General features: G+C 61.3%; 14 protein-coding genes and 1 other RNA gene. 3 read left to right on the top strand and 12 right to left on the bottom strand.

The genetic code is table 11. The annotated features are described in order from the left end of the window. Positions 1-5: 5 nt before the first annotated feature. Positions 6-1,253 carry a tyrosine--tRNA ligase gene (gene tyrS, locus P3T23_RS18685; RefSeq protein ID WP_429317635.1) on the bottom strand — a complete coding sequence of 416 codons (1,248 nt, stop codon included), beginning with the start codon at positions 1,251-1,253 and terminating at the stop codon, positions 6-8. Between the two features lie 186 nt (positions 1,254-1,439). Here tyrS and P3T23_RS18680 point away from each other — a divergent pair, with 186 nt between their 5' ends. Beyond that, positions 1,440-2,573, top strand: a complete 1,134-nt coding sequence (locus tag P3T23_RS18680) for an anhydro-N-acetylmuramic acid kinase (protein ID WP_429317634.1) — start codon at positions 1,440-1,442, stop codon at positions 2,571-2,573. A 111-nt stretch (positions 2,574-2,684) separates the two neighbouring features. Here P3T23_RS18680 and erpA read toward each other — a convergent pair whose 3' ends face one another. The 3 genes from erpA to rplM form a co-directional block, all read right to left on the bottom strand. Continuing rightward, positions 2,685-3,050, bottom strand: a complete 366-nt coding sequence (gene erpA, locus P3T23_RS18675) for an iron-sulfur cluster insertion protein ErpA (protein ID WP_429317633.1) — start codon at positions 3,048-3,050, stop codon at positions 2,685-2,687. Positions 3,051-3,287: 237 nt separating this feature from the next. Beyond that, entirely contained in the window at positions 3,288-3,680 is a 393-nt protein-coding gene (gene rpsI, locus P3T23_RS18670; RefSeq protein ID WP_133660959.1) for a 30S ribosomal protein S9, read from the bottom strand. 11 nt (positions 3,681-3,691) lie between these two features. Then, positions 3,692-4,120, bottom strand: coding sequence for a 50S ribosomal protein L13 (gene rplM, locus P3T23_RS18665; RefSeq protein ID WP_075158980.1), 429 nt, complete (start codon positions 4,118-4,120; stop codon positions 3,692-3,694). A gap of 607 nt (positions 4,121-4,727) precedes the next feature. Between rplM and P3T23_RS18660 the strand changes: the two genes are divergently transcribed. Continuing rightward, positions 4,728-5,150 carry an OsmC family protein gene (locus tag P3T23_RS18660; RefSeq protein WP_429317632.1) on the top strand — a complete coding sequence of 141 codons (423 nt, stop codon included), beginning with the start codon at positions 4,728-4,730 and terminating at the stop codon, positions 5,148-5,150. 85 nt (positions 5,151-5,235) lie between these two features. Here the strand turns inward: P3T23_RS18660 and rnpB are convergent. From rnpB to pyrC, 3 genes are all read right to left on the bottom strand, one after another. After that, an RNA gene (gene rnpB, locus P3T23_RS18655) (RNase P RNA component class A) lies at positions 5,236-5,650 on the bottom strand. Positions 5,651-5,719: 69 nt separating this feature from the next. Next, a complete protein-coding gene (locus tag P3T23_RS18650; protein ID WP_429317631.1) occupies positions 5,720-6,631 on the bottom strand; it encodes a DUF3025 domain-containing protein in 912 nt (303 codons plus the stop codon). 6 nt (positions 6,632-6,637) lie between these two features. Beyond that, positions 6,638-7,699, bottom strand: coding sequence for a dihydroorotase (gene pyrC / locus P3T23_RS18645; RefSeq protein ID WP_429317630.1), 1,062 nt, complete (start codon positions 7,697-7,699; stop codon positions 6,638-6,640). Between the two features lie 180 nt (positions 7,700-7,879). On the opposite strand from pyrC, the gene P3T23_RS18640 reads away from it, so the two are divergent. Next, on the top strand, positions 7,880-8,791 hold the full coding sequence (locus P3T23_RS18640) for a class II glutamine amidotransferase (protein ID WP_429317629.1): 912 nt from the start codon (positions 7,880-7,882) through the stop codon (positions 8,789-8,791). Between the two features lie 89 nt (positions 8,792-8,880). Here the strand turns inward: P3T23_RS18640 and P3T23_RS18635 are convergent, their stop codons facing one another. From P3T23_RS18635 to P3T23_RS18615, 5 genes are all read right to left on the bottom strand, one after another. Then, positions 8,881-9,606, bottom strand: coding sequence for an amino acid ABC transporter ATP-binding protein (locus P3T23_RS18635; RefSeq protein WP_429317628.1), 726 nt, complete (start codon positions 9,604-9,606; stop codon positions 8,881-8,883). Then, positions 9,603-10,280 (bottom strand): glutamate/aspartate ABC transporter permease GltK, encoded by a 678-nt coding sequence (gene gltK / locus P3T23_RS18630; RefSeq protein WP_429317627.1) that lies wholly within the window; start codon positions 10,278-10,280, stop codon positions 9,603-9,605. Before gltK ends, P3T23_RS18635 begins: the two co-directional genes overlap by 4 nt. Next, positions 10,280-11,020 (bottom strand): amino acid ABC transporter permease, encoded by a 741-nt coding sequence (locus P3T23_RS18625; RefSeq protein WP_429317626.1) that lies wholly within the window; start codon positions 11,018-11,020, stop codon positions 10,280-10,282. Before P3T23_RS18625 ends, gltK begins: the two co-directional genes overlap by 1 nt. A gap of 90 nt (positions 11,021-11,110) precedes the next feature. Next, positions 11,111-12,004, bottom strand: a complete 894-nt coding sequence (locus P3T23_RS18620; protein ID WP_429317625.1) for a glutamate/aspartate ABC transporter substrate-binding protein — start codon at positions 12,002-12,004, stop codon at positions 11,111-11,113. Between the two features lie 205 nt (positions 12,005-12,209). After that, entirely contained in the window at positions 12,210-13,514 is a 1,305-nt protein-coding gene (locus P3T23_RS18615) for a Glu/Leu/Phe/Val family dehydrogenase (protein ID WP_429317624.1), read from the bottom strand. Between the last annotated feature and the right edge of the window lie 9 nt (positions 13,515-13,523).

Here is a 13,523-nt window from a genome sequence, read left to right as displayed (position 1 = left end):
GCCGGTCAAGCCGTCAACGTCACGCGCGCAAAGCGGCGCTTGCCAACCTGCACGACGAACTCGCCGGCTTCGATCTTCAAACCCTTATCGGACACCGTCGCGCCGTCGATCTTGACGCCACCCTGCTCGATATTGCGCAGCGCCTCGCTCGTCGACGGCACGAGTCCGGCCTGCTTCAGCAGTTGCCCGACCGCCAGCGGCGCGCCCGCAAGCGTTAGCGACGGAATGTCGTCCGGCACGCCACCCTTCGCGCGATGATTGAAGTCTTCGAGCGCGCGCTCGGCGTCGACGGCCGAATGGAAACGTTCGACGATTTCCTGCGCCAGCATCACCTTGAAATCGCGTGGATTGCGGCCCGCTTCCGCTTCGCGTCTGAAGCCGGCGATCTCGTCCATCGGACGGAACGACAGCAGTTCGAAGTAACGCCACATGAGCACATCGGAGATGCTCATCAGCTTGCCGAACATGTCGGTCGGTTTTTCGCTGATGCCGATGTAGTTGTTCTTCGACTTCGACATCTTCTCGACGCCATCGAGACCTTCGAGCAGCGGCATCGTCAGGATGCACTGCTGTTCCTGGCCATACTGCTTCTGCAGCTCACGGCCGACCAGCAGATTGAACTTCTGGTCCGTGCCGCCCAGTTCGAGGTCCGCGTTCAGCGCGACCGAGTCGTAACCCTGCATCAGCGGATACAGGAATTCGTGGATCGAAATCGGTACACCGCCCTGAAAGCGCCGGGTGAAATCCTCGCGCTCGAGGATTCGCGCGACCGTGTAGCGCGAAGCGAGCTTGATCATCCCGTCGGCGCCGAGCGGCATCGACCATTCGCTGTTGTAGCGGATCTCGGTCTTCTCACGGTCGAGCACGAGCGCGGCCTGATCGAAATAGGTTTTCGCGTTCGATTCGATCTGTTCGCGCGTGAGCGGCGGACGCGTCGCGTTACGGCCCGACGGATCTCCGATCAGCGACGTGAAATCGCCGATCAGGAAGATTACCGTGTGCCCGAGGTTCTGCAACTGGCGCATCTTGTTCAGCACGACCGTGTGGCCGATATGGATGTCCGGCGCGGTCGGGTCGAGGCCCAGCTTGATGCGCAGCGGCTTGCCGGTGGCCGCGCTGCGCGCGAGCTTCTGCGCGAACTCGTCCTCGATCAGCAACTCGTCGACGCCGCGTTTCGTGACACCGAGCGCGTGACGCACTTCGTCGGTGATCGGAAAGGCGGGACTGGGCTTGGAAGTGGACTCGGTGCTCATGCTGGAACGTGACGTCGAAAAGAGAGATTGTCCCATAGTTGGCGCGGGCGGCCAGCGCCGGGACGGACACCGGATTTTACGTGATTCACCCCGCAAAGCCGATCTTTCCAGGCCGTGTGCCTATCCGCACGGCCTGTCGCGCTGATAATCTGTTAAAACGGTTCGCAACGATAGAAGGAGCAGAACGTGGCGCGAGAGACGACAGACGGCGGCGTGTATTTCGGATTGATGTCGGGCACCAGCATGGATGGCGTCGACGGCATCGCGGTTGAATTCCCGAAGGGCAAGCCGCCCGTGGTGCGCTCGGAAGCGTTCGTCGGCTTTTCGGAGGGCTTGCGGGACGCGCTGTTTGCCCTGCAACAACCCGGCGACAATGAGATCGAGCGCGAGGCGCTGGCGGCGAACGCACTCGCCGCCCGCTATACCGTGTGCTGCCATGAACTGTTGCGCGGCGGCAACCTGTCCGCGACGGCGGTGCGCGCGATCGGCGTGCACGGCCAGACCGTGCGGCACCGGCCCGAAAAAGGCTATACGCGACAGATCAATAACCCTGCGCTACTCGCGGAAATGATGCACATCGACGTGATCGCCGACTTCCGCTCGCGCGACGTCGCCGCCGGCGGCCAGGGTGCGCCGCTCGTTCCGGCCTTCCACGCAACCGTGTTCGGTAAAAAAGGGGAAACCCGCGTGGTCTGCAACCTGGGCGGAATCAGCAACATCACGATTCTCGGCGCTGCGGGCGGCGTACGTGGCTTCGATTGCGGGCCTGCCAATGCGCTGCTCGACGAGTGGGCACAGCGGCACCTGGGCAAGCCTTACGACGAAGGCGGCCATCTCGCCGCCAGCGGCCAGGTGCACCGGCCATTGCTGCATGCGCTTCTGGATGAACCGTTCTTCGAGCAGCAGCCGCCCAAAAGCACCGGTCGCGACCTGTTCAATGCCGAATGGCTGGACGCGAGGCTCGCGCCATTCACGTCGGTCAGTGCTGCGGACGTGCAGGCGACGCTCACCGCACTGACCGCAATCACGGTCGCCCGCGAGATCGAACGCCACGCGCCAGACAGTCGGGCCGTGTACGTGTGCGGCGGCGGCGCCCGCAATCCCGAGTTGCTGAAGGCCCTTCAGGCGACATTCGAGGAAAGCGGATGCAGCGGTGTGCCGGTGATGACTACCGAAGCGCTTGGCGTGCCCCCGCATCAGGTCGAGCCGCTTGCTTTCGCGTGGCTGGCGATGCGCTGCGTCGAGCGCCAGCCGGGTAACCTGCCGGCGGTGACCGGGGCGGCAGGAGAACGTGTGCTGGGCGCGATCTATCCGCGCTGACCGCCCGCCGCGCCGCCAGCGTTCGTTCGCGGACGCGAAGGCTCGCCAAAAAATGAAAAACGGGGCTTTTCAGCCCCGTTTTTTTCGACAAACCGCTTCGTCAGTCGATAATCAGACCGAGAACGACGAACCGCAACCGCAGGTGGTCGTGGCGTTCGGATTCTTGATCACGAACTGGGCACCGTTGATGTCATCCTTGTAGTCGATCTCAGCGCCCACCAGATACTGGTAGCTCATCGAGTCGATCAGCAGCTGGACGCCGCTCTTGTTCATCACGGTGTCGTCTTCATTGACGGCTTCGTCGAACGTAAAACCGTACTGAAAGCCCGAGCAGCCGCCGCCCTGCACGAAAACGCGCAGCTTCAGCTCCGGGTTGCCTTCTTCGTCGATCAGTTGCTTGACCTTGTCAGCCGCTGCGTCGGTGAAAACGAAGGGGCCCGGCATCTCGGTCACGGGGGTGTCGGTGACTGCGTTCATTCGAACTCTCCAAAAAAGCTTCTAGACGCTATTGTAGGGCTGATCTCGATATCGTGCTGAACCCCCATAAAATCAATGGGTTCTTGTAGCGATATTTGTCCGCCTTCGCAACGAGGGCGTGGAGCGAGCGCCCGAGCACTTTGTCCAATGAAAAAAGCCGCCTTCGCAGATGCGTTGGCGGCTTTTTTGCAGCGATTTCGCCCGGGTTGCCCCATAAGCGAAACCAGCCCGAAGCGATTAACGCTTCGAGAATTGCTTCCTGCGGCGTGCCTTGTGGAAGCCGACCTTCTTACGTTCGACTTCACGTGCATCACGCGTCACGAAGCCAGCGTTCGACAGAGCCGGCTTCAGCGTTGCGTCGTAGTCCATCAGCGCGCGGGTGATGCCGTGGCGAACCGCACCGGCCTGACCCGTTTCACCGCCGCCCGAGACGTTCACCTTGATGTCGAACGTTACAGCGTGGTTCGTGAGTTCCAGCGGCTGGCGCACGATCATCAGCGAGGTTTCGCGCGAGAAGTAGTCGGCGATGGGCTTGCCGTTCACAACGATGTCGCCCTTGCCTGCTTTGATGAAGACACGAGCGACGGCGCTCTTGCGGCGGCCCGTACCGTAGTTCCAGTTACCGATCATGTGGGCTCCCCTTAGATCTCGAGCGCTTTCGGCTGTTGCGCCGAATGCGGATGCGTTGCTTCGGCGTAGACCTTCAGCTTCTTGATCATCGCGTAGCCGAGCGGGCCCTTCGGCAGCATGCCTTTGACCGCCTTCTCGAGCGCACGGCCCGGGAAGCGTTCCTGCATCTTGCCGAACGTCGTCTCATAGATACCGCCCGGGTAGCCCGAGTGGCGATAATACTTCTTGTCTGTGGTCTTGTTGCCCGTGACCTTCAGCTTGCCGGCGTTGATAACGATGATGAAATCACCGGTGTCGACGTGCGGGGTGAACTCAGGCTTGTGCTTGCCGCGAAGACGGCGTGCCACTTCGCTGGCGACACGGCCGAGAACCTTATCCGTCGCGTCAATCACGTACCATTCGCGCGTCACCTCATGGGCTTTTGCGGAAAACGTCTTCATGATCGATCCAAATAAAAATGCTTTGCCCTGTGTTTTTTTCCTGCTTAGGTGTCGCGCATCGAGGCGCTGTGCAGGCTCTCCCTGTTCTTCTCCCGCGGGCATATGCGGAAAAGCCCTGAATTATAAAGGAAATTGCCGCGCCAAGTCAAAACATCCGGCGAAAAGGAAAGACAGACGGCGAAAAAAAGCCCGAACTCGCGGCTCGGGCTTAATCCACCAAAGGAGGAGGGTGGAGGAGACATGCTGAGGTAGACGAACTGCGTCAACCAATGAATGCGATTATATGAGGCCACCTTGTGCAACGCAAGATTATTTGCATGGTGAAATCCGTTTTCATGATGCAAAACGACAACATCCGGCACCTGAATAGGCAAAAACCCTTATAAATCAACCGAAATCTTGGCCTTTTCGTGGACTCGCGAGCTCGGCGAGTAGAACAAAACCCCTGGTTTCGAGAGGGGCATCCGACGCCGACCAGACATGCCGCAGCGCAACACGCAAGGTTTTAGCGAGCATCATGCAGTGTCGCCGTCCCTTCGGGCGGACCTTGAATCGCCGGGCTACAATGCCCATCTCGAATTCAAGCGACACGCGCTGGAGTACAGGCATGGAATGCAAGGTAAGCTGGATGGGGCAGGACGGGATGGCTTTCGCCGCCGAAACGGGCAGCGGCCATCTGGCCATGATGGACGGAGCACCGGAGGGTGGTGGCCGCAATCTCGCGCCGCGTCCAATGGAAATGGTTCTGCTGGGCACGGGCGGCTGCACGGCCTACGACGTCGTGATGATCCTGAAGAAAAGCCGTCAGGAGATCGCCGGCTGCTCGGTCACGCTGAAGGCGGAACGCGCCAGCGAAGACCCGAAGGTCTTCACGAAAATCCACTTCCACTTTACGGTGACGGGCAAGAACCTGAATCCGGCGACAGTCGAACGCGCGATCAACCTGTCGCACGACAAGTACTGCTCGGCTTCGATCATGATCGCCAAAACGGCCGAGTTGACCCACTCGTTCGATATCGTCGCGGTCTGATTCCGCACGACGGGCCCGCAGTAGTGGTCATGCCGCAATGCAAAACGCCGGCGTCGAGATTCGACGCCGGCGTTTTTTGTTCAGGTGGCAAAGCAGGCCGATAAGCCGGATTCTGTGCACGCGCCACGTCCGAAGACGCGACGCGCGTGGCAGCCATTCCTCTAGGCACGCCATTGCTGGCGCGCTCAAGCTTCCTACCCGCAGACGAGACGGGGGCCCCGTCCTGCATCTCGAAGATGCGCGCCTGCCTACTTGGAATTGCTCCGGGTGGAGGTTACCGTGCCGGTCTGCGTCGCCGCAGCCGCGGTGCGCTCTTACCGCACCGTTTCACCCTTACCTGATCCCGGCTTGCGCCGGGCCATCGGCGGTTTGCTTTCTGTTGCCCTGTTCCGCGTGTCACCACGGATGGCCGTTAGCCATCACCCTGCCCTGTGGAGTCCGGACTTTCCTCGCCCTCGTTGGCTTAAAGCCGCGGAGGCCGCGACTGCCTGGCCTGCTTCGCTGGCGGGGATTCTAACACCGGCGTGCCGAACCGCCGGTGCGAGGCGCACAAATAGCGGTGTGGCGAATCAGCGAGCGCGTCGGCCCCGGCGGAATACCGCAACGTCGTCATAGAAAGATGGCGCTTTGTTTGCCGGCCACCAGCCCGGAATGCCGAGAACAGGAAGCGGCGCAAAGACGCGCCCGCCCAGTTGATCGGCCGTTGACAGCGCCAGGCTCACCGCGGCGTCGAGCCACTCGTCGCGCCCGGCGACCGGCCATGTGAAGTACGCTGGCGGCACATCGACGATCCACGCGTGCGCCGTGCATGCCTTGTATGGCGTGATCAGTTTTTCCAGCAATGCGTGACCGAAGCACCGGACTTCGCACGCCGAACCCCATGCCGCGCGACCGGCGACAAACAGCGTCTGCCAGTCGAACGCGCGCAGCGCCGCGTTCAGCGCGGGATCGGCGCAGGCGAACAGCACGGCGTTCTCGTCGAAGAGCGTCAGCGCGTCACGCGTGGCCCCGCGCGTCGGGCCGACGCCCAGTGCGTCGATCGCCGCCGACTGGCGCGCATTCAGCGCCGCCTTGATCCGCGGAAACTGAAACCAGACGAGCGCGTTAAAGAAGTCATGCAGGTTATGGCGGGTCGGCACACAGCCGGTCGATGCGATATGCGCCTCGTAGGCCGAGCCAGCCGGCAGGTCCTCCTGCGCAATGAAAGCGAGGCGCTCGCCAAGGCCCGTCGTCTGGCTGGAATGCCGCGCGTCCTCGTTCATTCCAGCAAGCAGCGCAGCCCCGCTGGCGAGTGCCGCCTGTTGCCAGCGCACGCCGCGCGCGGCGAACTGCGCAAACCACGGCGTCGACCAGTCGATATGCTCGAAACCCGGCTTGACCACCTGGCCACGTGCCTCCGCCCCCGCTGGCGCGGTACCGGCCGAAGGCACATTGCACATGACACCTTCGGCGGTGGCTGCCCGCCCGTCTTCAGAGCACATCGCGCCTCAGACAAGACGCCAGCCAATCGGCTCGCCGCCGCGCAGCGGCACCACCGGCGTATCGCCGACAGCGACCTCGGCCGGCAACGTCCATTGTTCGCGACGCAACGTCACCTTCTCCCCGCTGCGCGGCAGACCATAAAAGTCCGCGCCGAAGAAACTCGCGAACCCTTCAAGCCTGTCGAGCGCGCCAGCCTTGTCGAACGCTTCCGCGTACAGCTCCAGCGCGTGCAGCGCCGTATAACAGCCCGCGCAGCCGCACGCGTGCTCCTTCAATCCTTTCGGATGCGGCGCGCTGTCCGTGCCGAGGAAAAATCGCGGATTGCCCGATGTCGCCGCCTCGACGAGCGCCACGCGATGGGTCTCGCGCTTCAGCACCGGCAGACAGTAGTAGTGCGGGCGAATGCCGCCCTGGAAAATCGCGTTGCGGTTGTACAGCAGATGGTGCGCCGTAATCGTCGCGCCGAGCAGGCCGGGGGGCGCGCCGGCTTCGCGGATGTAGTCGACGGCATCCTTCGTCGTAATGTGTTCGAACACCACCTTGAGCGCCGGGAAAGCGCGACGCACCGGCGTCATCACACGATCGATGAACACCTTCTCGCGATCGAACAGATCGATCGACGAATCCGTCACCTCGCCATGCACAAGAAGCGGCATGCCCGCTTCCTGCATCGCTTCAAGCGTCTTCGCACATTTCATGATGTCCGTGACGCCAGCGTCCGAGTTGGTCGTCGCACCCGCCGGATACAGTTTCACGCCATGCACGAAGCCGCTTTCGCGCGCGCGGCGGATTTCGTCAGCCGGCGTGTTGTCCGTGAGGTACAGCGTCATCAGCGGTTCGAAGTTCACGCCCGCCGGAATCGCGGCGATGATTCGCTGGCGATACGCCTGTGCCTGGGCCGTCGTGGTGACGGGCGGCTTCAGGTTCGGCATGATGATCGCGCGGCCGAACTGACGCGCGGTGTGCGGCAGTACCGCGGCCATCATCTCGCCATCACGCACGTGAAGGTGCCAGTCGTCGGGGCGGGCGAGTGTCAGGGTATCCGGAGAAACGTTGGAAGCAGTCATGGCGAGAGGAATACCGGGCGAAAGTGGCGCTATGGCGCAGTTCAATCGATGTGGGCAAACCGCAACGTTGCGGCCTGAATACCCGTCAATTTGATTGTTTGCCGCTTCTGACCCGGTGATATGCTTGGAAAATCATCATTGTAACGGGTCACCCCGTTCACCCGCCCGGCTTTCCGCACCATGTGCCAACTACTCGGAATGAACTGCGCCGCGCCGACGGACGTCACGTTCTCGTTCACCGGCTTCGCGGCGCGCGGCGGCGTCACCGATCACCACGCGGACGGTTGGGGCATCGCCTTCTTCGAGGACAAGGCCTGCCGCCTCTTCATCGACCACCAATCGTCAGCCACTTCGCCGATTGCCGAGATGGTGAAGCGCTATCCAATCAAGTCGAAGAACACGATCGCGCATATCCGCAAGGCGACGCAAGGTCATATCCTGCTGGAGAACTGCCACCCGTTCATGCGCGAACTGTGGGGCCGTCACTGGATCTTCGCGCACAACGGCGACCTGCAGAACTACCAGCCGTTCCTCACGGGCGTCTATCAACCGGTGGGCACAACGGATAGCGAACTCGCGTTCTGCGCGCTGCTGCAAGGCTTGCGCAAGGCGTTCCCGGGCACGCAGCCACCGCTCGACGAACTGTTCGCCGCGCTCGAGACCTTGACGCGAGAGATCACGCATTTCGGCGTGTTCAACTTCCTGATGTCCAACGGGCAGGCACTGTTCGCGCACTGCTCGACGCGCCTGCACTATCTCGTGCGGCGCTGGCCGTTTTCGACCGCGCACCTGGTCGATGCGGACGTATCGATCGATTTCGCGAAGTACACCACGCCGGAAGACCGCGTCGCGGTGATCGCCACGCAGCCGCTCACGGACAACGAAGTCTGGACGGCGTTCGAACCCGGCGACCTGCTGATGTTCCAGCACGGTGAAGTGATCGGCCGCGCGAACGTGCCGGTGCCGCCGGCGGTGCTCGAAAAGTTGCGCGATCCCGCCAGCGATCCGTCCGCCTCGGCGACCACCATTCGCCAGACAGCCGATGACACGGTCGACCTCGAAGCGGACGACACAGCAGCCTACGAATCCTGACACGCAACACGCGCGCCGCCAATAAAAAAGCCGCTTCGTCCGAAGCGGCTTTGTAATGCTGCGACTTCCAGCGCGAGCGCCCGCAAGACTCAGTGCAGGATCTTCGCCAGAAAATCCTTCGCACGATCCGACTTCGGATTCGCGAAGAACTCTTCCTTGCGGTCGTCCTCAACGATCAGACCTTTGTCCATGAAGATCACGCGATGCGCGACCTTCTTCGCAAAACCCATTTCGTGCGTGACGCACATCATCGTCATGCCTTCCTGCGCGAGTTCGACCATCACGTCGAGTACCTCGTTGATCATCTCGGGATCGAGCGCGGAAGTGGGTTCGTCGAACAGCATCGCGATCGGGTCCATCGACAACGCACGCGCAATCGCCACCCGCTGTTGCTGACCACCCGACAGCTGCCCCGGATACTTGTCCGCATGCGCACGCAGGCCAACGCGATCGAGCAGCTTCAGGCCCTTCGCATTGGCTTCGTCTTTCGAACGGCCGAGCACCTTGATCTGCGCGAGCGTCAGGTTCTCGGTAATCGACAGATGCGGGAACAGCTCGAAGTGCTGGAACACCATGCCGACCTTGGCGCGCAGCTTCGACAGATTCGTCTTTTTGTCGGTGAGCGATTGACCGTCGATCGTGATCTCGCCCTTCTGGAACGGCTCAAGGCCGTTCACCGTCTTGATGAGCGTGGACTTGCCCGAACCCGACGGGCCGCACACCACCACCACTTCGCCTTTTTTCACTTCCGTCGAGCAGTCGGTCAGTACCTGAAACTGTCCATACCACTTCGAAACATTCTTGATGGAGATCATCTTGCGACCTTTTTCTGAAGACCTTTGACAAGGCTCGACGCGAGCACACAAATCACGAAATAGCACGCGCCCGCGAACAGTACCATCTCGACGTTGGTGCCGTCACGATCGCCAATATTCGTGGCCGTACGGAAGAAATCCGCGAGGCTGATCACGTAGACAAGCGACGTATCCTGAAAGAGCACGATGGCCTGCGTCAACAGCAGCGGCACCATCGCGCGAAACGCCTGCGGCAGCACGACGAGGCGCATTGCCTGGCCATAACCCATGCCGAGCGCGAAGGCCGCATTCACCTGCCCGCGCGGCACCGACTGAATCCCGGCGCGGATGATTTCCGAATAGTAAGCTGCCTCGAAGAGCGAGAAAGCGACCATCGCCGACGCCAGACGGATATCGATGTCCGGCGACAGTCCAAGCACGTTCTGCAGCACCTGCGGCACGATCAGGAAGAACCACAGCAGCACCATCACGAGCGGGATCGAGCGGAAAACCGTGACGTAGCCATTCGCGAACCACTGGAACGGCTTGAACGACGACAGCCGCATCATCGCGAGCACGGTACCCCACACGATACCGATGACGATTGCGATCAGCGTGATCTTGAAGGTGACAATGACGCCGGTCCAAAGCGTGGGCATTGCGCCCGGAATACTGCTCCAGTCGAAATGATGCATCACTTGCCTCCGATGTAGCCAGGCAGCCGCGTTTTGCGTTCGATCACACGCATCAGCTGCATCACGACGAGGTTGATGATCACATAGGCGAGCGTCACCGCGATAAACGACTCATATGCCTGCGACGTGTAGTCGACAAGCTGACGCGCCTGGGCGGACAGATCGAGCAGCCCGATTGTCGACGCGACCGCCGAGTTCTTGAAGATGTTCAGAAACTCGGACGTGAGCGGCGGCACGATGATCCGGTACGCGACAGGTAACAGCACATAGCGGTACGTCTGCCATTGCGTGAAGCCCATCGCGAGACCCGCCGCACGCTGGCCACGCGGCAGTGCGTTGATGCCCGAGCGCACCTGCTCGCACACACGCGCGGCGGTGAAAAGCCCAAGGCACACGATCGACGACGAGAAGAACTGCGCATTCGGCGGCAACTGCTTGTACCAGGTGCCGATGGACACCGGCAGCAGTTCCGGTATCACGAGATACCAGATGAAAAACTGAACGATCAGCGGAATGTTGCGAAAAATCGCGACATAGACCGTGCCCGCGCCCGAGAGCCATTTGTTCGGCACCGTGCGCAGCACGCCAAAGAACGATCCAACGACAAGCGCGATCACCCAGGCCGACAGCGACACCGTGATCGTCACCCAGAAGCCGGACAACAGCCAGCCCAGATAGGTGGTCGGCTCGCCGGTCGAAACCGGACTCAGCAGAATGCCCCAGTTCCAGTGATAAGACATGACGAAGACTCCAGCAAAAAGAAACGGAAGAAGCGCGTGGCCCCTTCCGTTTCGTCTGACGCGTTGAATTGACGCGCGAAGCAGCGACGATCAGTCGATTGCCTTGTCGTTCGGGCTCTTGAAGAGCGCCTTGATGTCATCGCTTTCCGGGAAGTTCAGGTTGAGACCCTTCGGCGGAATCGGCGATTCAAACCACTTCTTGTAGATCGCGTCGGCTTCGCCCGAGGTCTGGACCTTCGCGATGGCAGCGTCGACGACCTTCTTGAACTCGGGATCGTTCTTGCGCAGCATACAACCGTACGCTTCATGCGACTGTGGGCTGGCCACGATCACGAAGTCGCCCGGATTGTTCGATTTGGCGCGTTCGCCGGCGAGCAGCGCATCGTCCATCATGAACGCGGCGGCACGGCCCGTCGACAGCGTCAGGAACGACTCGCCGTGGTCCTTCGCGCTGATGATGTTCATGCCCATGTTCTTGTCCTGGTTCATCTTGCGAAGCAGGCGCTCGGACGTGGTGCCGGCCGTGGTTACGACGGTCTTGCCCTTCAGGTCCGTCCAGTCCTTGATGCCCGAATCTTTCTTCGTCATCAGACGGGTGCCGATCACGAAAATCGTGTTCGAGAACGCCACCTGTTGCTGGCGCTCGGCGTTGTTCGTCGTCGATCCGCACTCGAGATCGATCGTGCCATTCTGAACCAGCGGAATGCGGTTTTGCGACGTCACCGGCGTCAGCTTGACCTTCAGATCCGGCATGTTGAGCTTCTGCTTGATGGCATCCACCACCTTCAGCGCGAACTCCTGCGAATAGCCGACGACATTCTGCTTGTCATCATAGTAAGAAAAAGGAATCGACGATTCGCGGTGCCCCAGCGAAATCACGCCCGTATCCTTGATTTTCTTCAGGGTGCCCGCGTCCTGCGCGTGCGCGCCAACGGCAAACAGACCCAGTGTCGCGAGAAGCAGCGCAGCTTTTTTAATCTTCATGTTGTGAACTCCTTGGCAAGAACCGGCGCCAGTTTAACAAGGTAACCATTCTGAAAGTAATGCCTGTTAACCATGTTTTAGCGTATCTGATGCGTGCACCCAACACCCTTTTACGCCGCACGCAGGCGAAAGCGGGCGGCATCTTTCAATGCCGCCCGCTTTCATGATGTCACCTGGTGCGATTTACAGCCTGAAAACCTGTCGCTCAGGGGTACAGGCCGCGCATTTCCCGCGCCTGCAGGATCCGCTTACATGCGACGATGAACGCAGCCGTACGCACCGAAACGTTCTGTTCGCTCGACACCTGCCACACCGCCGCAAATGCTTCGCGCATCACGCGCTCGAGGCGCTGGTTGATCTCGTCTTCGGTCCAGAAGAAGCTCGAGAAATCCTGCACCCATTCGAAGTACGACACCGTGACGCCGCCCGCATTCGCGACCACGTCCGGAATCACGAGGATGCCCTTGTCATGGAGGATGTCGTCGGCCGCGGTCGTGGTCGGGCCGTTCGCGCCTTCGACGATGATCTTCGTACGGATTTTCGACGCGTTCTTCTCGGTGATCTGGTTTTCGAGCGCGGCCGGAATCAGGATGTCCGACTCGATGCCCCAGAAATCTTCGTTTGCGATCGTGTCGGCTTCGGGGTAACCGCCCACGCCGCCCGTCTTCGCGACGTGTTCGAGGAGCGCCCCGGCGTCGATGCCCGACGACCTGTAAAGCGTTCCCGTGTGATCCTGCACGGCGACGACCTTCGCGCCCGCCTCCTGGAACAGGCGCGCCGCGATCCCGCCGACGTTGCCGAAGCCCTGCACGGCGATACGTGCGCCTTCGATGTCGAAGCCGATCCGGCGTGCCGCTTCGCAACCGACCACGAACACGCCGCGGCCCGTCGCTTCACGACGGCCGAGCGAACCGCCGAGCGTGATCGGCTTGCCGGTCACGACACCCGTGGCCGTCTGGCCCTGGTTCATCGAGTACGTGTCCATCATCCACGCCATGATCTGCTCGTTCGTGTTCACGTCCGGCGCGGGGATATCGGTGTTCGGCCCGATGATGATGCCGATTTCGCTGGTGTAGCGGCGCGTCACGCGCTCCAGTTCGCCACGCGAAAGCTTGCGCGGATCGAGACGGATGCCGCCTTTCGCGCCGCCGTACGGCACGTTGACCGCCGCGTTCTTGACCGACATCCACGCGGACAGCGCCATCACTTCCGACAGTGTCACGTCCTGGTGATAACGCACACCGCCCTTGCCCGGACCACGCGAAACGTTGTGCTGCACGCGATAGCCTTCGAAGTGAGCGACCGTGCCGTTATCGAGTTCGATAGGCACATCGACGATCAGAATCCGCTTTGGCCGCTTCAGGGTTTCGAGCCAGCGCGACAGCGAACCGAGATAGGGCGCTACGCGGTCGACCTGACGAAGATAGTTGCCCCAGGGGCCAAGATCGTCGCTATGCAGGTAGGACGGGATGGATTGCGAGGATGCTGCGGACTGCGGTTGAGATGACATGAACGCTCC

The organism is Paraburkholderia sp. GAS448, from assembly GCF_050435685.1.
Taxonomy (GTDB): Bacteria; Pseudomonadota; Gammaproteobacteria; order Burkholderiales; family Burkholderiaceae; genus Paraburkholderia.
This window is presented reverse-complemented; position numbering and strand designations above follow the sequence as displayed.

Coding starts and splice junctions, on each gene's coding strand:
- tyrS (WP_429317635.1), bottom strand. CDS start 1,253: ATGAGCACCGAGTCCACTTCCAAGCCCAGTCCCGCCTTTCCGATCACC.
- erpA (WP_429317633.1), bottom strand. CDS start 3,050: ATGAACGCAGTCACCGACACCCCCGTGACCGAGATGCCGGGCCCCTTC.
- rpsI (WP_133660959.1), bottom strand. CDS start 3,680: ATGATCGGTAACTGGAACTACGGTACGGGCCGCCGCAAGAGCGCCGTC.
- rplM (WP_075158980.1), bottom strand. CDS start 4,120: ATGAAGACGTTTTCCGCAAAAGCCCATGAGGTGACGCGCGAATGGTAC.
- P3T23_RS18660 (WP_429317632.1), top strand. CDS start 4,728: ATGGAATGCAAGGTAAGCTGGATGGGGCAGGACGGGATGGCTTTCGCC.
- P3T23_RS18650 (WP_429317631.1), bottom strand. CDS start 6,631: ATGTGCTCTGAAGACGGGCGGGCAGCCACCGCCGAAGGTGTCATGTGC.
- pyrC (WP_429317630.1), bottom strand. CDS start 7,699: ATGACTGCTTCCAACGTTTCTCCGGATACCCTGACACTCGCCCGCCCC.
- P3T23_RS18640 (WP_429317629.1), top strand. CDS start 7,880: ATGTGCCAACTACTCGGAATGAACTGCGCCGCGCCGACGGACGTCACG.
- P3T23_RS18635 (WP_429317628.1), bottom strand. CDS start 9,606: ATGATCTCCATCAAGAATGTTTCGAAGTGGTATGGACAGTTTCAGGTA.
- gltK (WP_429317627.1), bottom strand. CDS start 10,280: ATGCATCATTTCGACTGGAGCAGTATTCCGGGCGCAATGCCCACGCTT.
- P3T23_RS18625 (WP_429317626.1), bottom strand. CDS start 11,020: ATGTCTTATCACTGGAACTGGGGCATTCTGCTGAGTCCGGTTTCGACC.
- P3T23_RS18620 (WP_429317625.1), bottom strand. CDS start 12,004: ATGAAGATTAAAAAAGCTGCGCTGCTTCTCGCGACACTGGGTCTGTTT.
- P3T23_RS18615 (WP_429317624.1), bottom strand. CDS start 13,514: ATGTCATCTCAACCGCAGTCCGCAGCATCCTCGCAATCCATCCCGTCC.